This is a genomic window from Streptomyces sp. 840.1 (genome assembly GCF_003751445.1).
GTDB lineage: Bacteria > Actinomycetota > Actinomycetes > Streptomycetales > Streptomycetaceae > Streptomyces.
The window spans coordinates 657,217-678,542 of sequence record NZ_RJUU01000002.1 but is presented as its reverse complement, the minus strand read 5'-3'; the positions used below and the strand labels follow the sequence as shown (position 1 = coordinate 678,542).

17 protein-coding genes and 1 pseudogene are annotated in these 21,326 nt (G+C 71.8%); 10 read left to right on the top strand and 8 right to left on the bottom strand.

The features are described from left to right. Window positions 1-166: 166 nt before the first annotated feature. From EDD93_RS29395 to EDD93_RS29385, 3 genes are all read right to left on the bottom strand, one after another. Window positions 167-604, bottom strand: a complete 438-nt coding sequence (locus EDD93_RS29395; protein ID WP_123528514.1) for a hypothetical protein — start codon at window positions 602-604, stop codon at window positions 167-169. Between the two features lie 182 nt (window positions 605-786). Beyond that, window positions 787-1,524 carry an ABC transporter permease gene (locus EDD93_RS29390; RefSeq protein ID WP_123528513.1) on the bottom strand — a complete coding sequence of 246 codons (738 nt, stop codon included), beginning with the start codon at window positions 1,522-1,524 and terminating at the stop codon, window positions 787-789. Window positions 1,525-1,526: 2 nt separating this feature from the next. Beyond that, entirely contained in the window at window positions 1,527-2,462 is a 936-nt protein-coding gene (locus EDD93_RS29385; protein ID WP_123528512.1) for an ABC transporter ATP-binding protein, read from the bottom strand. Between the two features lie 108 nt (window positions 2,463-2,570). On the opposite strand from EDD93_RS29385, the gene EDD93_RS29380 reads away from it, so the two are divergent. The 3 genes from EDD93_RS29380 (at window position 2,571) to EDD93_RS29370 (ending at window position 6,010) form a co-directional block, all read left to right on the top strand. Next, on the top strand, window positions 2,571-3,743 hold the full coding sequence (locus EDD93_RS29380) for a sensor histidine kinase (protein WP_123529420.1): 1,173 nt from the start codon (window positions 2,571-2,573) through the stop codon (window positions 3,741-3,743). A gap of 4 nt (window positions 3,744-3,747) precedes the next feature. Beyond that, a complete protein-coding gene (locus tag EDD93_RS29375) occupies window positions 3,748-4,398 on the top strand; it encodes a response regulator transcription factor (protein ID WP_123528511.1) in 651 nt (216 codons plus the stop codon). Between the two features lie 454 nt (window positions 4,399-4,852). Beyond that, window positions 4,853-6,010, top strand: a complete 1,158-nt coding sequence (locus EDD93_RS29370) for an ROK family protein (protein WP_123528510.1) — start codon at window positions 4,853-4,855, stop codon at window positions 6,008-6,010. Between the two features lie 54 nt (window positions 6,011-6,064). On the opposite strand, the gene EDD93_RS29365 is transcribed toward EDD93_RS29370, so the two are convergent. Further along, window positions 6,065-6,832, bottom strand: a complete 768-nt coding sequence (locus EDD93_RS29365; RefSeq protein WP_123528509.1) for a GntR family transcriptional regulator — start codon at window positions 6,830-6,832, stop codon at window positions 6,065-6,067. 358 nt (window positions 6,833-7,190) lie between these two features. Continuing rightward, window positions 7,191-8,075, bottom strand: coding sequence for an RNA polymerase sigma-70 factor (locus EDD93_RS29360; RefSeq protein WP_123528508.1), 885 nt, complete (start codon window positions 8,073-8,075; stop codon window positions 7,191-7,193). A 153-nt stretch (window positions 8,076-8,228) separates the two neighbouring features. Here EDD93_RS29360 and EDD93_RS29355 point away from each other — a divergent pair, with 153 nt between their 5' ends. Then, on the top strand, window positions 8,229-9,059 hold the full coding sequence (locus tag EDD93_RS29355; RefSeq protein WP_123528507.1) for an alpha/beta fold hydrolase: 831 nt from the start codon (window positions 8,229-8,231) through the stop codon (window positions 9,057-9,059). Between the two features lie 57 nt (window positions 9,060-9,116). On the opposite strand, the pseudogene EDD93_RS29350 reads toward EDD93_RS29355, so the two are convergent. Beyond that, window positions 9,117-9,965: pseudogene (locus tag EDD93_RS29350) on the bottom strand (DMT family transporter); the annotation flags it as partial. A 47-nt stretch (window positions 9,966-10,012) separates the two neighbouring features. Between EDD93_RS29350 and EDD93_RS29345 the strand changes: the two are divergent. From EDD93_RS29345 to EDD93_RS29330, 4 genes are all read left to right on the top strand, one after another. Beyond that, window positions 10,013-11,473, top strand: coding sequence for a PLP-dependent aminotransferase family protein (locus EDD93_RS29345; RefSeq protein ID WP_123528506.1), 1,461 nt, complete (start codon window positions 10,013-10,015; stop codon window positions 11,471-11,473). A 138-nt stretch (window positions 11,474-11,611) separates the two neighbouring features. Next, the gene (locus EDD93_RS29340) at window positions 11,612-12,985 is read left to right on the top strand and encodes an SWIM zinc finger family protein (RefSeq protein WP_123528505.1); all 1,374 of its coding nucleotides are present in this window, start codon (window positions 11,612-11,614) and stop codon (window positions 12,983-12,985) included. Then, complete coding sequence (locus tag EDD93_RS29335; protein WP_123528504.1) at window positions 12,982-15,648, top strand: DUF6493 family protein; 2,667 nt, start codon at window positions 12,982-12,984, stop codon at window positions 15,646-15,648. Before EDD93_RS29340 ends, EDD93_RS29335 begins: the two co-directional genes overlap by 4 nt. Window positions 15,649-15,791: 143 nt before the next feature. Beyond that, complete coding sequence (locus EDD93_RS29330; protein WP_123528503.1) at window positions 15,792-17,276, top strand: GNAT family N-acetyltransferase; 1,485 nt, start codon at window positions 15,792-15,794, stop codon at window positions 17,274-17,276. On the opposite strand, the gene EDD93_RS29325 is transcribed toward EDD93_RS29330, so the two are convergent. Then, entirely contained in the window at window positions 17,200-18,456 is a 1,257-nt protein-coding gene (locus EDD93_RS29325; protein WP_123528502.1) for a PLP-dependent aspartate aminotransferase family protein, read from the bottom strand. The two genes, EDD93_RS29330 and EDD93_RS29325, sit on opposite strands and share 77 nt — an antisense overlap. A gap of 59 nt (window positions 18,457-18,515) precedes the next feature. Between EDD93_RS29325 and EDD93_RS29320 the strand changes: the two genes are divergently transcribed. Further along, window positions 18,516-19,034, top strand: coding sequence for an Lrp/AsnC family transcriptional regulator (locus tag EDD93_RS29320; RefSeq protein ID WP_123528501.1), 519 nt, complete (start codon window positions 18,516-18,518; stop codon window positions 19,032-19,034). A 38-nt stretch (window positions 19,035-19,072) separates the two neighbouring features. Further along, window positions 19,073-20,758: a DUF885 domain-containing protein gene (locus tag EDD93_RS29315; protein ID WP_123528500.1), complete on the top strand. Its 1,686-nt coding sequence runs from the start codon at window positions 19,073-19,075 to the stop codon at window positions 20,756-20,758. A gap of 77 nt (window positions 20,759-20,835) precedes the next feature. Here EDD93_RS29315 and EDD93_RS29310 read toward each other — a convergent pair whose 3' ends face one another. Next, window positions 20,836-21,324 carry a rhodanese-like domain-containing protein gene (locus EDD93_RS29310; protein ID WP_123528499.1) on the bottom strand — a complete coding sequence of 163 codons (489 nt, stop codon included), beginning with the start codon at window positions 21,322-21,324 and terminating at the stop codon, window positions 20,836-20,838. Window positions 21,325-21,326 lie beyond the last annotated feature (2 nt).

The window sequence follows — 21,326 nt, the reverse complement described above, 5'->3', positions numbered from 1 at the left end:
GGTGCCGCCCGCCGCTCCCGCTGCTCCCCTGCGTGCCCGGTCGACCCGCTCGGCCCGGTCGACCCGGCCCGGCCCGGTCTCTGGATGGGTCGGGGCGCAGCCGGCGCAGGGGCGACGCGGTCCGGACGTCAGACGCTTCGCGCGATCCGCACTCGATCCGCACGCCTCACGGCGGGTCTATCTCCGTCACCACGACGGTGAGCTCGCACCCGGGGCCGTGCTCCTCCAGGCAGAGCCCCAGGGCTATCCACCGTTCCTCGATGTGCCAGAGCCGGAAGAATTCACAACCCGCAACCGTCTCGGCCCAGGGATCGGCTATCACCTCGCCGGCCATCATGCGCTCCTGCGCGCTCCACAGACTGACCAGCTGCGGCTCCCCCCAGCGCGCACCGAGCAATGTGATCAGCGCGTCGTGCTCCGCGAGGCACTGCGCCCGGTGTTCCAACCGCGCCGCCTCGTCCTCGTCCCAGCCATCGTCGTCCGCGTGCAGGAAGGCGGTGTGATAGCCGGGCCCGCTGACTCCCGTGCCCGACCGGACACGCTCCGCGGGAAACTCGCGGTTGCGCATCCCATCGATGAGGCGGAGCTGATGTGCGGTGGTCATGCCGTCAGTAAACCGTCCGCCACTGACAATCGAGTCCCCACCCCACGCTTTGGAGAGATTTAAGCCGTTTCATCCATGCCCCTCATCCTCTCGCACCTCGTCTCGCGTCCTCTCACCCCTCGTTCTGCCCTCCGGGTGCCCACGCGTCCTGGTGTCCGGGTGCCGTGGCGTAGTGCCTCCGCTCAGGCGTCGCGGCGTCGGAGCGCCCACCATCCGGCCAACAACGCCACCGCGGCCCACCCGGCGGTGACGGCCAGTCCCGTCCATGGGCCCAGGCTGCCTTCCGGGTGCTGGTGCAGCACCAACTGTCCGGCCCGGTCCGGCAGATAGCCGGCCGCGCTGCCGGCTATGTCACCGACTACGAACGAGACGATCAGGATGAAGGGGATGAGCAGGCTGAGCACCGCCACCGCGCTGCGCAGCAGGACTGTCAGCCCCGCCGCGAAGAGCGCCATCAGGGCCAGGTATATCCCGCCTCCGAACGCGGCCCTCAAGGCACCTGGTTCACCGAGACCGATGGCGTATTCCCCCATGAAGAGCTGCCCCAACAGGAACGAACCAAAGGCTGTGATGAGGCCAACCGCCAGCGCCAATCCTCCGATGAGCGACATCTTGACCGCGTAGAAGTGAGTGCGGCGCGGAACCGCCGCGAGCGACATGCGCAGCGCGCCATTGAGGTACTCGGACGAAATCGCCGTCGCGCCGAAGCTGATGGCCGCGATCTGGCCGAAGTTCATTGCGTAGAAGGCGCCGAAGACGAGTTCGGCGTCCGCCTCGGCCGCCTCGTCCCGGCCGACAGTGGCGGAGGTGAGCACTGTGACGACCATAGTGACCAGGAAGACGGCGATCAGGGATCCTGAGATGGAGCGCACCGATCTGATCTTGATCCACTCGGAGCGCAGGACTGCGGCTGTCGACATGGTCAGGCCTCCTGACGCGTGGTGTGCGCTGCCGCGGAAGCAAATTCCGTGGCGCCGGCGGTGAGGTCCAGGTAGGCCTGTTCCAGCGTGACCTGCTCATCGATGAGCTCAAAGAGCGCAATCCCCTCTCTGGCTGCCATCGCTCCGATCTCCTCCGCCTTTACGCCCTCGACGGTCCAACGACCGTCGTCCCCCTGCGCGGCCCGGTGTCCATTGCGTGCCAGAACCTCGCCGAGCCGGGCGGATTCCGTGGTCCGCATCCGTACCCTGGGGCGGCGACGGGAGTCGAGGAACTCCTGCATCGGCAGGTCGATGAGGAGCCGCCCCCGTCCGAGCACGATCAGGTGGTCGGCAAAAGAGGATGTCTCGTTCATCAGGTGACTGGAAACGAGGACCGTCCGGCCCTCACGGGCGAGCCGCTTCATCAGTTCCCGGATCCAGACGATGCCTTCCGGGTCCAGCCCGTTCGACGGCTCGTCCAGCATGACCACGCCCGGGTCTCCGAGTAGCGCGGCCGCTATACCGAGCCGTTGGCGCATGCCGAGAGAGAAGGTCTTGATCCGGCGAAGGCTCACCTGGGCGAGGCCGGCCTCCTCCAGCACCTCCTCCACTCTTACACGGCCCATGCCGTTGCTCGATGCGAGCGCCAACAGATGGTCGCGGGCAGTCCGCGAACCGTGAGCGGCCTGCGGATCGAGGAGTACACCAACTCGGCGCAGCGGCTCGTTCAGGGCCGCGTATGCCTGACCGCCAATAGTGGCGGTGCCGCCCGTGGGCCGGTCCAGCCCGAGGACCAGCCGCATGGTCGTGGACTTGCCCGCGCCGTTGGGCCCGAGGAATCCGGTGACCCGGCCCGGCCGCACGCTGAAGGTGAGGTGGTCCACAGCACGGGTCGCGCCGTAGTCCTTGGTGAGCTCGTGGACATCGATGCTGTTCATGTCCTCAGCCTGGCCGCCCCGCCGGCCACGGTCCTCCCCCGCGCGAGTGGATCATCTCCCTCCTGCGGGGGAGCCGCTGCCCCCGATCACGCTGGCACGATGGGCGGCATGCTCCGCTTCCTCCACCCGCTGACCGCGCTGGTCACCTATACCCGCTGGCTGCATCTGCTCATGCCGTCCGCCGCCGTGAGCGTGTGGCTGTTCATCTCGATGGACACGCCGTGGGTGCCTCTCGTCCTCGCGGCGCTGGTCGGCCTGATACCCGGTATGCGGCTCGCAGAGGGGATGCAGGCGCAACTGCTGCTCACGCCTGCGGAGCGCGGCACTCCGGACGCGACCATCTCCGTTGCACCGTCCGTCTCTTGGTCCGAGCGCTGGCGGACCGCACTCTGGCTGGAGGTGCGGCTGCTGTGCGCGGGCCTGGCCGGGCTCGCAACGGCATGGCTCTCGGCCACGACAGTCGACCTCGTCCGCTCCACGTTCGGTTCGACACCGAGCGACGAATGGTTCGCCGGCGGACTCGGACCGAACTGGTGGGCTGCTCTCCTCACGCCCGTTCCACTGCTGATCTTGCTTGCGGTGATCGTGGGCTGTGGTGAGCTGATCACCGCGGCGGCCCGCTGGCTGCTGGGCCCGACGCCGGTCCAGCGGCTGACGATGCTGGAGGAACGCACCGAACAACTGCTGGAGCGCAATCGGATCGCGCGCGAGCTGCACGATTCGATCGGGCACGCCCTGACGGTGGCCGTGGTGCAGGCGGGTGCCGCGAGGGCGGCACGTGACCCGGAGTTCACCGAACGTGCGCTGGTGGCGATCGAGGAGACGGGCCGCGACGCGCTCGATGATCTGGAACGGGTGCTGAGGGTACTGCGTGAGTCGGGTACGCCTGCGGGGCAACGACCTTCCCTGGTTGAGGCGGACCGGTTGCTGGACTCCGCGCGGGGGGCCGGGACGGAGGTCGATGCCGAGGTCTCCGGGCCGCTGGAGCAGGTTCCTGGCTCGGTGTCCCGTGAGGGGTACCGCATCCTTCAGGAGTCCCTCACCAATGCCCTGCGGCATTCGCGGGCCGCCCCGGTCCGGGTCCGTATCAGCGTCGCGGAGGGCCGGCTGGAGTTGGAGGTCACCAATCCGTTCACGGGTTCGGCTGGTACGCCCGGGGGTGGAAGCGGGCTGCGGGGTATCCGGGAGAGAGCCGCTCTGCTGGGTGGGAGCGCCAAGACGGGCCTGCACGAAGGGGAATGGATGGTGCACGCGAGCCTTCCGCTGAACCGCATACGCTGACCGGATGCCGGTTACCGTTCTTCTCGTCGACGACGAGCCCTTGGTCCGCGCGGGTCTGCGCGCGGTCCTGGAGGCCCAGCCAGATATCGAGGTCGTCGGCGAGGCGGGTGACGGAGCCGCGGTGATTCCCCTGGTACGTCAGCTGCGGCCCGATGTCGTGGCGATGGACGTACGGATGCCGCTGATGGACGGTATCGAGGCGACCAGGGTGGTGCTGCGCACGGTGCCCGATCCGCCGAAGATCCTGGTGGTGACGACGTTCGAGAATGACGAATACGTCTACGAGGCGCTGCGCGCGGGGGCGGACGGTTTCCTCCTCAAGCGGGCCCGGCCGGCCGAGATCGTCAACGCGGTTCGGCTGGTGGCGGAGGGCGAGTCCCTGTTGTTCCCGGCGGCAGTCCGGCAGCTCGCCGCCGAGTACGGCACGAGCAGGGCACGTGAGGTCATGGACCGGGCCTCGCTCACTGAGCGGGAGGCCGCTGTGCTGCGGCTGATGGCCAGGGGGCTGTCCAACGCGGAGATCGCGGAAAGGCTCGTGGTGGGCGTGCAGACGGTGAAGACCCATGTCAGCGCGGTGCTGGCGAAGTTGGGCGCCCGCGACCGTACCCAGGCCGTCATCGCCGCCTACGAGTCCGGATTCGTCGCTCCCAGCTGACATCGAGCCGAACCCCATACGGAGCGGGCCTAACCCGACTCGGTCCCCGGGCCGAACCCCACACGAAGTCGCCCGAACCCGACTCGGCCCCGGGCAGAGCCCCACACGGAGCCGAGCCGAACCCGACAGGGTGCCTTACCGAACCCGACAGTGCCTGGGCCACCCGGCATGCGCCACCAAGAAGCCGGCGCTGACGCGGCACACAGCACCGGTCCCAGCCGAACGCCCCCACCAAAGCCAGACCGAGGCGAGGATGCAGGAGGACGGCAGCAGGGTCAGAGAGGACAAATGCAGGGCCGAACGAAGGTCGGAGTAGGGCCGGAGCAGGGCCCGAGCGAGGCCGGGCACCGGGTGCTTCCCGTCCTTCCCGGACGGCGTTGTGTCCCGCAGTCGCCCTGCCCCTGTGCAACGAGTACGATCCGCCTGACATGCGCACGAGCTGGGAGGACACACCGTGGGCCGGCTGACCGGTGGAGATCCGTCGTTGCTGCGTCGGATCAATTCCGCGGTGGTGCTGCACGCCCTCAGGGGCGCCGGTTCCCCGACCCTCACGGACCTGACGCGGATCACCGGCCTTTCGCGGCCGACGGTCGAGGGCGTCATGGAAGGACTGTTCGAGGCCGGCCTGGTCGTCGAGTCGGCGCCCGACGGCGCCGAGGCACGACGACAGGGCCGTCCGGCCCGGCGTTTCCGGTTCCGTGCCGAGGCCGGACATCTGCTGGGCATCGAAATCGGCCCGCACCGGGTCTCGGCGCTGCTGTCGGGCCTGGACGGCCGGATCATCGGCGCCGGCTCACGGGCCGTGTCGGAGACCGCCTGCGCCGACGACCGCCTCGAGAAGGTGCGGACCGTGGTCGCCGAGGTGCTGCGGCGGACCGGCGTGGCCCGCAGCAGCCTGCGCGCGGTCGGGGTCGGCAGTCCCGGCATCGTGGAGGCCGACGGCACCGTCAGGCTGGGCACCGCGCTTCCCGGCTGGACCGGCCTGGCGCTGGGTGAACGGCTGCGGCGCTCCTTCCGCTGTCCGGTTCTCGTGGAGAACGATGCGAACGCCGCAGCCGTCGCGGAGCACTGGAAGGGCGCGGCCACGGAGTCCGACGACATCGTGTTCGTGCTGGCCGGGCTGAGTCCCGGAGCGGGGTCCCTGATCGGCGGGCGGCTGCACCGCGGCTTCGGCGGTGCGGCGGGCGAGATCGGCGCCCTGCATCTGCTCGGCCGCGACGTCACACCGGAGAAGCTGCTCTCCACGACGGACACCCCATTGGACCCGCTCGACGAGCATGCGGTGGCCGCCGTGTTCGCGAAGGCGCGGCACGGCGACGAGCAGGCACAGGCTGCGGTCGAGCGCTTCATCCAGCGACTCGTCCACGATGTGGCGGCACTGGTCCTGGCGCTCGATCCCGAGCTCGTGGTCGTCGGCGGATGGGCCGCCGGGTTGGACGGGGTACTGAACCCGCTCCGCGGTGAGCTGGCCCGCTACTGCCTCCGGCCCCCACGCGTGGCGCTGTCACTGCTCGGCGAGGCGGCTGTCGCGACGGGGGCCCTGCGGCTGGCGCTCGACCACGTCGAGGAGCAGCTGTTCGCGGTGGAGGGAACGGTGACGGCCCGCCGCTGAGCGCGACGGGCCGTATGGTGCGGGTCCCGGCTGCCGGCCGGGAGGGACGTCCGGTCAGGATGCCTGGCGCTGCTGGTCGTGGTGGCTGATCTCCACGTCGCCCGAGTCACCGAAGGTGAGCCGGCAGGTGTCGGCCCGGTAGGTGGCGATGGAAACGGCCGCCGTCCCGCCTGCGGCGAGGTACCGGGTGGTGACGACGAGGACGGGAGCCCCCGGAAGCCGGTCGAGCTCCTTGGCGTCGTCGGCGCGTGCCGAACCGAGCTCCACCGAGCGGTCCTGGCCGTCGAGCCCGAGGCGGTGCAGCTCGCGCACGATGTTGCGGGCCCTGGCGGAGCCGGACGGAGTGTCTATCGCCGAAAGCTCGGGGACCGAGGACGACGGCACGTACAGCAGTTCCGCCGCGACGGCCTGCCCGTGGGAGACCCGGATCCGGCGCACGATGTGGACCAGCTCCTCGCCCCCCACGTCGAGCGCGTCGGCGACCGCCGCAGGTGCGGCCGCGCTCCGGCAGTCCACCGGCTGCCACGCCTCGCCCGCGCCGCCTCCGCTCCAGTCGTGCTGAGCGGTGGAGACGGCCACGCCCAGACGCGGCGGCGCGACCGTGGTTCCCACACCCCGGCGGCGCTGCAGCCTGCCTTCGAGTTCGAGCTGCTCCAATGCCTGCCGCAGCGTGGCCCGTGCGACGCCGAACCGGGCGGCGAGCTCCCGCTCGTTGGGAAGGACCTCCCCCACCGCAAAGTCCGAGTCGAGTGCCTCACTGAGCACGGTCTTGAGGTGCCAGTACTTCGGCTCCGGTACCGATTCCAGCTGCGTGGTCCCCACCCTTGTCCTCCGCAATCGCCCAGCGGCTTTTCCGCGACGTTATTTATTAAAGGTTCCTGTCTTAACGTTGCGACCATAGGACGGCGCACCCCCTTGGTCAAGACCAATCCTTAGCCGGTAACCCTGTGAAACGGGGTGCTGTCGCAGAGCGTTCACAGGGCGTTCGTGCACCGGTGCGCCATGCGCAGCACAAAGCCCCACGTCCGGGCGGGTCCGTGGGGCTTCGAGGGCGCTCTGGGTCCTACCGGCCGGCGGCGACCGGGAGGGAGCGAAGGGAAGGAAATGACACGGGAGGCCGGAGGAGAAGTGGAGAAGTACGGAAGGCCTGTGGAGTGCGAGGGGCAGAGGTTCCAGTCGGTCAGGCTCCATCGAAGGTGATGAGCTTGTCGGGGTTTCGGACGATATACACGCATTGGATGCGGCCGTCCCTCACCTCCACCTGCATGACGGAATCGGGCTTTCCGCCGATGAGGACCAGCAGTGCCGGCCCGCCGTTCAACTCCAGGCTCCGGACCTCCAGGTCCGAGACCGGCTCGCGTGCGACGGCGTGGAGGAAGCGGCTGACCTTGTCCGCGCTCTCCAGGATCCGCAGCGGCGCCTTCGACTTCCCACCACTGTCCCCGACGAGCCGCACGTCCGGTGCGAGGAGCGCGAGAAGCGCCTCGATGTCGCCCCCCGCGGCCGCCGCGAGAAACCGCTCCGTCAGGTCACGACGCTGGACGGGGTCGACGTCGTAACGCGGTTTACGCTCCTCCACATGGCGCCGGGCACGCCCGGCGAGCTGACGGACGGCGGCCTCCGTCCGGTCGAGCGTCGTGGCGATCTCGCTGTACGGAAAGCCGAAGGCCTCGCGGAGGACGAAGACGGCGCGCTCCAGCGGGGACAGCGATTCGAGGACGACGAGCACCGCGACCGAGACGGAGTCGGCGAGCACGGCCTGCTCCGCGGTGTCGGGCACGGCGGGACCGAAGTCGGTGACGAGGGGTTCGGGCAGCCAGGGCCCGACGTACGACTCGCGCCGCGACCGGAGGTGCCGCAGCCGGTCGATGGCTAGGCGGGTGACGGTCCGCACGAGGAAGGCGCGTGGTTCGCGCACGTCCTCGCGCACCACGGACGACCAGCGGAGCCATGCCTCCTGGACCACGTCCTCCGCATCGGCGATCCGGCCGAGCATGCGGTAGGCGACCCCGGTGAGTACGGGTCTGTGCTCTTCAAACACGTCGGTCAGGATGTCGGTTGCCACCGCCCCATCCCAGCCGACGTGACGCACCCTGTCCAGTTCGAATCGCCCCGGCCTCTTGAACTCCAAGCTACCTGACGGTAATTCTTGTTGACGACTTGTCTAAGTCGCCTGCGGGCACGGCCGCACCGTGCCGGAACACCCAGGAGCGTCCCGATGGCAACCACGGCCTCGTTCACCGTCGATTCACCGCGCGGGCCGCGCACCGTGTCCGTCGCGTACGAGCGGACGGGGGCCGGGGAGCCGCTGCTGCTCCTCCACGGCATCGGCCACCACCGCCAGGCCTGGGACCCGGTGATCCCCGTCCTCGCCGTGGAACGGGACGTCATCGCGGTCGACCTGCCGGGCTTCGGCGCCTCTCCCGCGCAGCCCGACGGCGTCCCGTACGACCTGACGACCGTGGCACCGCTGCTGGGGGCCTTCTGCGAGGCGCTGGGCCTGGACCGACCCCATGTGGCGGGCAACTCGCTCGGCGGGCTGCTGGCCCTGGAGTTGGGTCGGATGAAGCTCGTGCGCTCGGTGACGGCGCTCTCGCCCGCCGGCTTCTGGACGGAGGGCGAGCGGCGCTACGCGTTCGGCACGCTGCGCGCGATGCGGCTGGCCGCCGGTTCGATGCCGCTGCCGCTCATAGAGCGGCTCTCCCGCACCCCGGCCGGGCGGACGGTACTGACCAGCACCATCTACGCCCGGCCCGGACGCCGTTCACCGGAGGCTGCGGTGCTCGAGACGCTCGCCCTGCGCGAGGCGACCGGCTTCGACCAGACGCTGGCCGCCGGACGTGATGTCATGTTCACCGACGATGTGCCGGGCCTGCCGATATCCATCGCCTGGGGCAGCGGCGACCGGCTGCTCCTTCGCCGTCAGGGAATCCGGGCCAAGCACACTGTCCCCGGCGCCCGGCTGGTCCGGCTGCCCGGCTGCGGCCATGTCCCGATGAACGACGACCCCGCTCTCGTGGCCCGGGTGATTCTCGACACCAGCCGCTGAATCCGTCGCGGGCACGGACCCGCTCCGCCGCAGGAAGCCCGACCCGAGGGCCACGCCCAGCCCGACCAGGCAGCTGCCGGCGGCCTGCGCGACACCGTAGGAACCGGTGCCGACGAGAGGTGCGGTGAGCGCTGCGGAGACCGGGACCAGGCCGCAGAAGAGCGTGGCGCGTTCGGCGCCGATGCGCTGCAGGCCCATGTACCAGCAGACGAATCCGATGACCGTGACGACGGCGGCCTGCCAGAGGAGCGCCACCGCCTCACCGCCCGAGGGCATCGGCAGGAAGCCTCCGCCGTCCAGGAGCAGGCCCAGTACGACCGACTCCACGGCGGCGATCACACAGACCGTGGCGGACAGCAGCCGCGGGCCGAGCGGACGCAGGACGGGTACGGCGATGACCGCGAAGCCGACCTCGCCTGCCAGTGCGCCGACGGAGCAGATGATGCCCGCCAGGTCGGTTCGGCCCCAGCCCTGGACCGTGAAGGCGCCCGCGGCGACCAGTCCCGCTGCGTAGAGCACGGCGCGCGTCGGCCGGCGCCCGTCCAGCAACGGCACCAGCACTGCCACGACGATCGGCGCGCAGCCGACGAAAACTCCCGGAACTGCGGGTTCCGCACTCTGCTCGGCGGTCAGTACGGCCAGGTTGAAGCCGACCATTCCGACGGCCGCGAGCAGGGCCAGCCGTGCCCACTGGCGGCCGGTGAGCGTGCGCAGCGTGGCAGTGGGCGGGGGCGCCCCGCCCCGCCGCAGCAGAGGCAGGAGCAGCAGGGCTGCCAGGCCGTAGCGCAGCGCCTGGCCACCGGCGTACGGGTAGTCGCCGAGGAGACTGTTGGCGGTGAAGGAGGCGCCCACCAGGGTGCAGGCGAAGGCGGCGAGCACAGCGCCGCGCAGAGAGGTCGTATTCATGGTGCCAACGCTATGGAGCCGGGCGGTCCGGTTTAAGGTCCACTTCCATGACGTCTTCGGGGACCAATTCAGTACCGGACAGTGGCGGGGGCAGCGACCGGGAAGCGTTCTCCGCCGCCTGGGAGCTGCTGCTTCCGGCAGCGTCCGCTCCGGCGCGCGGGCGCGGTCGCGCTCTCCAGTCGGCGCTGCGCGACGCCGTCCGCTCCGGCCGCCTGACACCGGGGACACGGCTCCCGTCCAGTCGTGAGCTCGCTGCCGATCTCGGCGTCTCGCGGGGCCTGGTCACCGAGGCGTACGAACAGCTGACCGCCGAGAGCTATCTGCACAGCGGACGCGGGGCGGGGACCTGGGTGAGCGGATCGGCCCGTGCCGCGGCGAACCGGGCCCGCGACCTCGCGCCGCGCGGTCCCGGCACTCTCGTCGACTTCCGGCCGGGTACGCCGGACCTCTCACTCTTTCCGCGCAGCGCCTGGGCCGCCGCGCACCGTTCGGTGCTCGGCAGGCTGCCGCACAGCGCGCTGGGCTATCCGGATCCACGTGGGCTGCCCGAGCTGCGGGTCGCGCTGGCCGCCCTGCTGGCGAGGCGGCGCGGGGTGGTGGCCGATCCCGAGCGACTGCTGGTCTGCTCGGGAGTGGCGCAGGCGACGACGCTGCTCGGGTTCGTGCTGCGCGAACGCGGGATGCGGACCGTCGGTGTCGAGGATCCCGGAAGCCCCGAACACGCCACGTTGTTCGCCTCGACGGGCCTGGCCACGACCGGGCTGCCGCTCGATGACGAGGGCCTGGCCACGGAGCCGCTCGTGCGCTCCCGGGTGCGTGCCGTGATGACCACCCCGGCCCACCAGTTCCCCACCGGAATCGCCTACTCCGCCGCCCGCCGCAGTCAGCTCCTGGACTGGGCGAGGGACGTGGACGGGGTGATCATGGAGGACGACTACGACGGCGACTTCCGCTACGACAGGGCCCCCGTCGGAGCGCTGCAGGGGCTGGATCCGGAGCATGTCGTGTACACCGGGTCGGTGAGCAAATCGCTGGCACCCGGTCTGCGGCTGGGGTGGCTGCTGGCACCGGCGTCGATGACGGAAGAGATCGTCGACCGCAAACGCACGATGGATCTCGGCAACCCCGCCGTCGACCAGGCCGTGCTCGCCGACTTCATCGCCCGGGGAGGCTATGACCGTCAGCTGCGGCGCTGCCAGCGCGCCTACCGCGCACGCCGCGACACCCTGACCGCCGCGCTGGCCGAGCACTTCCCCGGTACCGAGGTCAGCGGCATCGCCGCAGGACTCCACATCATCGCCCGGCTGCCCGAACGGTACGGGCCCGAGGCCGGTTTCGCCGCCCGCGCCGCCGACGCCGGAATCGCGCTGCGGCTGATGAGCGAATGCGGGACCGTGCGTCCCCCGGACCGTTCCGTGAGCCTGGTACTGGGATACGCGCAACTGGCACCGGTGGACATCGAACGGGGCGTTCACCTGCTGGCCGAGGCCCAACAGGGCCTGGGCTGAGCGGAGTCCGTTCGCCTCACCCCCATCCGCCCTTCCACTCGTCGCGCGGCCGCACGGCTGTCCGGCCGGCGTTGCGTACACGGGTGCGCCGACGCCGCTGCGAGCCCGTTGTCAGTGGTGGGTCCTACCGTTTTCCTCATGACCCGATCCGTACAGGCGCTGGCCTACTCACGTCCGTCCGCTCTGCAGTCTTCCCAGGCGGGGCAGTTGCTCGGCCTGGAGACAGCGGGCGGTCTCACGCCGCGCGGCGCCGAGCCCCACCCCCGGTTCTTCGAGGGCTTCCTCAGCTCCCCCGGCATCGCGGCCCGCGGCCTGCTCGCGGTGGCGGACGTGGCGGCAGCGCGATATTACCGGCGCACACTGTTCTCCTCGCTGGACCCGGTGGTGACGGGGAACGGCGACCGGCTGCGCTTCGAGTCGTTCTCCGGCTGTTGCGGGGTGTACGCCCGTCTGGACGTGCTGCGGGACGGCCTGGACGGGGCGGAGACGGGGCACGGCACGACCAATGTCGATGTGAACAATCCGCTGCGCGAGGCGCTTTCGCGGATAGCGGGCGACGACCCGCTGCATCTGCGGGTGGGCCCGCAGGAGATGGCTGTCACCACGTTGGGCGGTCGCGTCGTGGAGAAGAAGGTCCCGCTTCCGGACCGGTGGCTGCGGGGCTTCGCCGAGGCACAGGTCGCCTCCGCCTCCTTCGATCTGCGGGCGGAGCTGCCGGCGGCCGAGGCCGTCCGCTTCCTGCGGTCGTTGCCCCGTTCCTCGGGCACGGCATCGCTGGGCGCCCAGTGGGTGGTTCCCGCCGGAAAGACCCTTCGGCCTACGACGCGGCCGACGCCGGGGGCCGTCTGTCTGCCGGGGCCGCAGCGGCTGGTCACCCTGCAGCGCGTCCTCCGGCACGCGACGGCGCTGCGGGTGTACGGCCCGGTGGCGGAAGGCACCGCCACCGCGAGCGCCTGGGAGGTGGTGCTGCCGGGCATGCGGCTCACTCTGACGCTGTCGCCCGACGCCTCCCGAGGCTTCTCCGGTGAGGGCGGTGTGCTGGAGTCCCTCGCCACCGACGACGCCGCAGCCGACGCCGAGCTGATCTCCGTGCTGCTCGCCTGGGAGCCGAGGATCGACCCCGCCGATCTGGCCGAGCAGTCGGGCCTGCCGGTGGAAAGGGTGCGGGCGGCGCTCGTCCGGCTGGGGACGGCGGGCCGCGTGGGCTACGACCTCGCGGACGCGGCCTACTTCCACCGCGAGCTGCCGTACGACGCGGACCGGGCCGAGCGGCACAACCCGCGCCTGGTGGCCGCACGGCAGCTGGCCGGGGCGGGCGCGGTCACCCTGGACGGCGACCTGGCGTCCGTGGCCTCCGGCGACCGCCGCTACCAGGTCCGCGAGAGCGGCGGTGCGCTGAGCTGCACCTGCCAGTGGTGGGCCGACTACCGGGGCCGGCGCGGTCCGTGCAAACACGCGCTGGCGGTCCGGATGACCCGCCGGGGCGCGGCGGTCACTGCGGGTGCGCGATGAAGGAGCTGCTCGCCGCCGTGCGCGAGGGCCGCCATCGGGACGTGCCCGGCCTGGTGGCACCGCTGGACCGGGCCGAGCGCAGGCTGGCCCTGGCCGAGTTGAAGACGCTGCGCAAGGAGGCGCGGGACCGGGAGTGGCGCGAGCGCACCAGGACCCTGAAGGCCGTCCTGGTGGCCGGTGCCGGCTGCCATGCCGGGGCCGCTGGCTGTGCGGCCTGGATCGGCGCCCGGGAACTGCGCGAGTGGGAGCATTCGCCCTATCCGTGGGTGCTGAAGGCGCTGGCCGACCGCGATCCGGCCTGGCTCGCCGATCTCGCCCACCGGCTGGCCGCCCGCTCCGTCGACTCCGAGGCGGAGTACCGGCTCGTCGTCGAACTGGTGCGGATGGCGGACTGTCCGCTGCCCGCCTCCGACGGCATGGTCCGCGGCTGGGCCGAACGCATCAACGCCGCACGGTGGCGGCAGCGGCCGGCCCCGCCGCTGACCGTTCTCCTGCGCGCCGAACCGTACCTCGGCGTCCTGGCGCCACATCTTCTGGACATGCCGGAGCTGCCCGCCACCGTGGCCTGGGCCGGATACCCGGACCCGGACGACAATTGGCCGTCCGCGCTGACCACCCTCGCGGCGGAGGGACTGCTTGAGCGGACCGTCCTGCTGGAACGCTGCGTCACCCGCATGCTGCGCGGCGGGAAGACCTCCGACCTGCGCTTCTGCACGCTGCTGCTGCGCGGTCTCGAACCCACCGCCCAGGAGGAGGCCGAGCGGACCTCCGACTGGATCGCCATGGCCGCGGACGGCCCCTCGCCGGTCGCCGGACACGCGCAGGAGGTGCTCGCCCGGCTGGACGGTCACGGCAGGCTGTCCGTCGCCCAGCTGGCCGACGCCTCGGGTCCGGTGCTCTTCCGCACGGAGAAGAAGCTCGTCCGTGCTCAACTGGTGCTGCTGGGAAAGGTGCTGCGCCGGAATCCGTCGGCTGCCGGACAGCTGCTGCCCGTGGTGGGCGAGGCGTTCGGGCACCCGGATATCGGAATCCAGGAGCGGGCACTCAAGCTCACCGCCCGCCACCTCCCCTCGACCCCGGCCGACGTTCGCAGCGAACTGGCCGATAGGGCAGCGCAGTTGGGACCGGTGCACCGCCCGGCAGCCGTCGCCCTGTTCGGTGATCTGCTCGACGACGGGCAGGCCGGTGACGTCCACGAGGAGATCCTGCCACCGGCCCCCGTCCCGAGGCGCCTCTCCCCCGCCACGGAGAACACCGCCGAGCTCGTCGAGGAGGTGGTGGCCCTGGTGCGGACCGGCTCGCGGCAGGTCCCCGAGTTCGAACGGACTCTGGACGGGCTCATCCGGTGCGCCCGTACGAACCGCACTGCCCTGGTCGAAGCGCTGCGCTTGGCGCTCGCCGGGGTGTGGTGGGCCGAGGCCGGTCAGCAGAGCGAGATCGACTGGCGGTTCATCAGGCGCCATGACGGCCTGCACGTCGTCGTGGCGTCACTGCTCGAACAGGCCCCGGAGCATGCCTTCGCCGAGAACCGGGCCCGGTCGGCGGCTGCGGGCGCCTGCTTCCATGCCGCGCTCGACGGGGTGACGCACGCACGGCTGTGGGAGGCCGCTGCCGCGATACGGACCGGGGAGCTGCCCTTCCTGCTGGCCACCCCGACCTGGCACACCGGAGCGCTGGACCCGATGGAGCTCGTCGACCGGCTCCACCGCTACCGTGAGCTGCGGGCCGAGCCCGGCCCCGTCGACTTCGCGCAGGCCCTGCTCCGTGTCCGGCGCACGGGCGGCGAGGAAGCCGCCGACCGGGCCGCCGCGCTCGGCACCGCGCAGGGCGACCGGCTGGCCGCCTGGATCCGGGCCGACGAACCGCTTGCACCCGTGCTCCGCCACCATGTGGAGGCCGAAGCGCCCCCGGCCCGGGGCTGGTTGCAGCAGTCCGCGGCCGGAGCGCGGCGCGTCCTGCTGGCCACCAGGGAACGCCTGGTCATCCAGCAGGAGTTTCCCCGCGCGTTCCACTGGCTCGGACGCCCGCACACCCCGGGACCGCAGACCTGTTACCACTGGGGCGGCGGTTCTCCGCAGTGGACAGCCGTACTGCCCGAGGACAGTGAGACGCTGGCGGCGTGGCTGCTGCCCTTCGTCGCCACATGCGCCGAGGACCAGCGCGGCAGCGCGGCACCCCTGCCCGCCCTCGTCGAGACCGCGGCACCCGCCGGCGGCGCCATCCACCTCGCCCTGGGGTACGCGCTCGGCGCCCGCTATCCGGAGGACCGGCTGTCGGCCGTGGACACCCTGCTCACCCTCGCCGCCCGGGGACAGCTCGATGCGGCGCTCCTGGGCGGCGAGCTGACCACGCTCATCGGCCGGGAGCTGGTGAAACCCGCACGGCTGGCGAGCTCGGTGGCTGCCGCCGCCGAGACCGGCGCGTACCGGACCGTTCTCTCGGTGCTGCTCCCGGTGCTGCCCGTACTGCTGTCCCGTGAGCGGGCTCCCCGGGGACTGAGCGATCTGCTGGCCGTGGCCGCGCAGTGCGCGGAGCGCTGCGGCCCGCAGGGAGCCGGGCCGATAGCCGGTCTCGCCGAGACGGCCGCGCGCGGCGGGTCGACGCAACTGGTCCGGCAGGCGGCACGGCTGCAGGCCGCCTGGGGCAAGGAGGAGGCTGCGTGAGCCCCGGCCGGGGCGTGGCTCGGCCGCGCCCCGGCCAAGCGGCCAAGCGGCCAAAAAGCGACGATAGGTGACTAGATCCACACTTAACCCATCGGTCACAAGGCGTTCGTGATCAGGCAACACCGCTCCGTCACAGTGAAGCCATGACTGATGTGACATCCGCCAAGAGCGCCCGCCGCCCCCACCACTGGCGTCGGGATCTCATCGAACTCGCCGCCCTGTTCACCGCGGTCGCCGTCGCCGACGCGATCGCCAACCTGATCGGACACCAGCCGGACGGACCGTATCTGCTCATCGCATCGGCCCTGGCGCTGACCGCGACTGCCGCGTTCCACACCTGGTGGGCACGGCGGCACAGCCACGCGCCACCGCCGGAGTCCGACGGGACGCCGGCTCTCGACGCCTCCGCCGCCCCGCAGCCGAGGACAGCCGTCGCCTCGCCCGGCCCGGCCCACGCGCCGGACCCGGGCCAGGCCCCGGCCCACGGCCACGTGCCGCACCCGGCACCCGGCACCGATTCAGGGGAGACGGCCCTGTGGCGGATGCGCACCACGGTCCGGGACGCCCCCGGCAGCCTGGCAGCGCTCTGCAACGTGCTGGCCCAGCACCGGATCGACATCCTCACCCTGCAGACGCACCCCTTGGCGCAGGGCACCGTCGACGAGTTCCTGCTGCGCGCCCCCGCCGCACTTCCGGCGTCCCGGCTGACCCGGGCGATCTCCGCCGCCGGCGGCAGCTCCACCTGGATCGAGCGCGCCGACGCCCATGACCTGGTGGATGCCCCGACCCGGGTGCTCGGCCTCGCCACCCGCACCGCGCTGGACGCCGCCGAACTCCCGCTCGCCCTGCGACAGCTGCTCGGCCGGTGCACCATCCACTCGCTGCCCGCCGTCTCGGTCACCGGACGCGCCACCGGTGAGACCGCGCCCGTCGAAGGGGTACTGGAGGAGACGGTGATGCGGCTGCGTGACCCCTCGGGCGGCGTCATCACGGTCGAGCGGCCCTATCTCCCGTTCACGCCAACGGAGTTCGCCAGGGCCCGCGCCCTGGTCGAGCTCGACGCCCGGCTCGGCCCCCGCGTCCCGCGCAGCGAGCACGTACTCACCCTGCCCGAGGGCAACGCGATCACCGTGCGCCGGGCGGACCACGCCGACCTCGAAGCGGCCCGCGCCATGCATGACCGCTGCTCGGAGCAGACTCTGCGGCTGCGCTACCACGGCCCGGTCCGGGACGCCGACCGCTATCTCGACCACCTGCTGAGCCCGCGCTTCGGCCGCACCCTCGCCGTGCAGACGGCCTCCGGCCGGCTGGTCGCGCTCGGCCATCTGCTCTGGGACGGCGACGAGACCGAGGTCGCCCTGCTCGTGGAGGACGACTGGCAGCGCCGGGGCATCGGCTCCGAGCTGCTGGCCCGTCTGGTGGCGCTGGCCGTCGAGGCCGGCTGCGAGAGCGTCTACGCCGTCACCCAGGCGTCCAACACCGGCATGGTCGCCGCCATGCGCGCGCTCTCGCTGCCGCTCGACTACCAGATCGAGGAAGGCACGCTGGTGATCACCGCCCGGCTGAGCGCGACTCCGGAACGGTCCCTCCCGCTCGCCCTGCCCCCGCACGAGCAGGCACGTCACTGAAGCCCTGACGCACGGCGGGCTCCCCGCCGCTCAGCGCCTGGCAGAGATCGGCCCAGAGGTCCTCGACGTCCTCCAGGCCGACCGACATGCGCAGCAGCCGGTCACCGACCCCCGCCGCCTGCCGGTCTCCTTCATCCACAATGCGGTGGCTGATCGAGGCGGGATGCTGGATCAGGCTGTCCACGCTGCCGAGACTGACGGCGGGCGTGATGAGCCGTACCGCGCCAATGACCCGGTGCGGGTCCCCGAAGACCTCGAACGACACCATCGCGCCGCCCAGTTCCGGGTAGTGGACGCGGGCGATCCGCGGGTCGGCGGCCAGCCTGCGGGAGAGTTCCGCGGCGCTCGCGGACGCCGCCCGTACCCGTACCGGCAGCGTGGACAGACCGCGCAGCAGCAGGTATCCGGCCATCGGATGCAGCACGCCGCCGGTGGCGAAGCGCACTTGGCGCAGCCGGGCGGCGAACTCCTCGTCGCAGGCGACGACTCCGCCCATCACATCCCCGTGGCCGCCGAGGTACTTCGTCGCGCTGTGCAGCACGATCCGCGCGCCGTGCTCGACGGGCCGCTGGAGAACCGGTGTCGCGAAGGTGTTGTCGACGAGCAGCGGTACGGAGCCGCAGGAGTGCGCGACCGCCCGGACATCCACCTCTTTGAGCGTCGGATTGGCGGGCGTCTCCACCATCACCAGGCCCGTGTCGGGGCGGATCGCGTCGGCGATGCCCGCCGGGTCGGTCCAGGTCACCTCGGTACCGAGCAGTCCGGCGCCGAGCAGATGGTCGCTGCAGCCGTACAGCGGGCGGACGGCCACCACATGGCGCAGTCCCATGCTCGCGCGGGCCAGCAGGACAGCGGTGAGCGCCGCCATGCCGCTGGCGAACGCCACGGCACTCGCGGTCCCTTCGAGCCGGGCCAGCGCCGTCTCGAACCGGGCGGTGGTCGGGTTGTCGAGCCGGGCGTAGACCGGCGGCCCGTCGGGCCGGGCACCGGTGGCGGCGAAGGAGTCGATCCGCCCGGCCTCCGCCCTGGAGTCGTACGAGGGGTAGGTGGTGGACAGGTCGATCGGCGGGGCGTGCAGGCCGAGGGCCGCGAGGTCGTCGCGTCCTGCGTGCACTGCTTCGGTGGCCAGCGCCCTGGACCGGGTTGTCGTCGAGGGCGCCATCGAGGCTTCGGTGTCCATGTCACCACTCTGAACAGCTGCCGGGTGATCGGCGCCAGGAGCCGTGCTACGTTCGGCAGATGACCGATTCTGTCGCTCTGGACACGGTGGATCTGCACATTCTGCGCCTGCTGCAGAACGATGCCCGAACCACCTACCGCGATCTCGCGGCCGAGGTCGGGGTCGCTCCGTCGACGTGTCTGGACCGGGTCACGCGGCTGCGGCGCACGGGCGTCATCCTCGGCCACCAGCTGCGGCTGGACCCGGCCAGGATGGGACGCGGCCTGGAGGCGCTGCTGTCGGTGCAGGTCCGGCCGCACCGCAGGGAGCTCATCGGCCCGTTCGTCGAACGGATCAGGACACTGCCCGAGTCCCGGGCTCTGTTCCATCTGACCGGTCCGGACGACTATCTGGTACACGTGGCTGTCACCGATACCGCCGATCTGCAACGGCTGGTGCTGGACGAGTTCACCTCGCGCCGCGAAGTGGCCCGGGTCGAGACCAGGCTGATCTTCCAGCAGTGGGAGTGCGGACCGCTGCTGCCGCCCGCCGCAACCTCCGCCCGGCCGGCTGCGTGTCAGGTCTCCGAGCCCGGTTGATGGTGACGGGGAGCCCCTCTCCGTACGAGGATGTCCACATGTCAGACACTCCTAGCAGCGCGCTGCCCCGCCAGGTCGCCGACGCCTACGTCGACGCGTTCATCCGGCTCGACCCGATTTCCGGCACCTTCCTGGGTGTCGCGGAAAGCTCGCGCCGCCTTCCCGACTTCTCCCCCGCCGGCCAGGAGGAACTGGCCCGGCTGGCCCGCGCCACGCTGGCCGGGCTCGACCGTGCCGAGCAGCTTCCCGGCGCGGCCGATGACGCCGAACGGCGTTGCGGCCGTCTCCTGCGCGAGCGGCTGACCGCCGAACTCGCCGTGCACGAGGCCGATGAGGCGCTGCGCGCCGTCTCCAACCTGCACTCCCCCGCGCACTCGGTGCGCGAGGTGTTCACCGTGACGCCCACCGAGACGGACGAGGACTGGGCGGCGGTCGTCGACCGGCTCCGCGCCGTTCCGGCCGCGCTGGCCGGCTACCGCGAGTCCCTCGCGCTCGGTCTGGAGCGCAAGCTCTACGGCAGCCCGCGCGCCACCACCACCTTCATCGGCCAGCTCGACGAGTGGATCGGCGACGGCACGACGGGCTTCTTCCAGGACTTCGCCGCAGCCGGTCCCGACGCGCTGCGCGAGGGTCTGGACGACGGCGCCCGGCAGGCCACCCAGGCCCTGGAGGAGCTGCGGCAGTGGATGCGCGAGGTGTACGCGCCCGCCGTCGAGGGGGCGCCCGAGGTGGTGGGCCGTGAGCGGTACGCCCGCTGGTCGCGCTACTTCAACGGCACCGACCTCGATCTCGACGAGGCGTACGCGTACGGCTGGTCCGAGTACCACCGGCTGCTCGCGGAGATGCGCACCGAGGCCGAGAAGGTGCTGCCCGGCGCGGGCCCCTGGGAGGCGCTGGCCCATCTCGACGTGCACGGCAAGCACATCGAGGGCGTCGACGAGGTCCAGGCCTGGCTGCAGGGGCTGATGGACGAGGCGATCGAAGCCCTGGACGGCACGCACTTCGAACTCGCCGAGCGGGTCCGCAAGGTGGAGTCCCGGATCGCCCCGCCCGGCGGCGCAGCGGCGCCGTACTACACGGGTCCGTCCGAGGACTTCTCGCGTCCCGGCCGTACCTGGCTGCCGACCATGGGCGAGACCCGGTTCCCGGTGTACGACCTCGTCTCCACCTGGTACCACGAGGGCGTGCCCGGTCACCACCTCCAGCTCGCCCAGTGGGCGCACGTCGCGGAGAGCCTCTCGCGCTACCAGGCGTCCATCGGCATCGTCAGCGCCAACGCCGAGGGCTGGGCGCTGTACGCGGAGCGGCTGATGGACGAACTGGGCTTCCTGCCGGACGCCGAACGGCGCCTCGGCTACCTGGACGCGCAGATGATGCGCGCCTGCCGGGTGATCGTGGACATCGGCATGCACGTGGAGCTGGAGATCCCGGCCGACTCCCCGTTCCACCCCGGCGAGCGGTGGACGCCCGAGCTGGCCCAGGAGTTCTTCGGCAACCACAGCGGCCGGCCCGCCGACTTCGTGGAGAGCGAGCTGACCCGCTACCTCTCGATGCCGGGGCAGGCCATCGGCTACAAGCTGGGTGAGCGCGCCTGGCTGCTGGGCCGGGAGAACGCCCGCGCGGCGCACGGGGACGCCTTCGACCTCAAGTCCTGGCACATGGCGGCCCTTTCGCAGGGGCCGCTGGGCCTGGACGACCTGGTCGACGAGCTGTCCAAGCTCTGAGCGGAGCGGCGGGCCGGGTGGGGGCGCGTCCCCGGGCCCGGCCCGCCGCCGTCAGAAGGCCGGTCGGCGGCCACCGGTCAGCAGCCGCAGGCCTCGGCGCCGACGGGTGCGGTGAGCGGGTCGGCGCCGCGCCGCTCCGGCCCCCGCACGGTCTCGTACGCGAAGCCCTCGCGCACCCAGTACTCGAAGCCGCCGAGCATCTCCTTGACCCGGTAGCCGAGTCCGGCGAGGACGAGCGCCGCGCGGGCGGCGCCGTTGCAGGCGGGCCCCCAGCAGTAGGTGACCACGGGCACGTCAGGGTCGAGCAGTCCGTGCGCCTGCCCGGCGATGAGCGACGTCGGCAGGTGCACCGCGCCGGGGATGTGCCCCTGGTCCCAGGATTCGGCGGAACGGGAGTCGAGGAGTACGAAGCCGGGGTCTGCGCCCGCCGTCAGTGCGGCGGCGACGTCGGAGGCGTCGGCGTGGAAGGCGAGCGCGGCCGCGAAGTGGGCGGCGGCGACGGCCGGATCGGCGGGCGGCACCCGGAGCACGGGGTGGTCGGCGGTGGTGACGGGCTGTGAGGTCATGG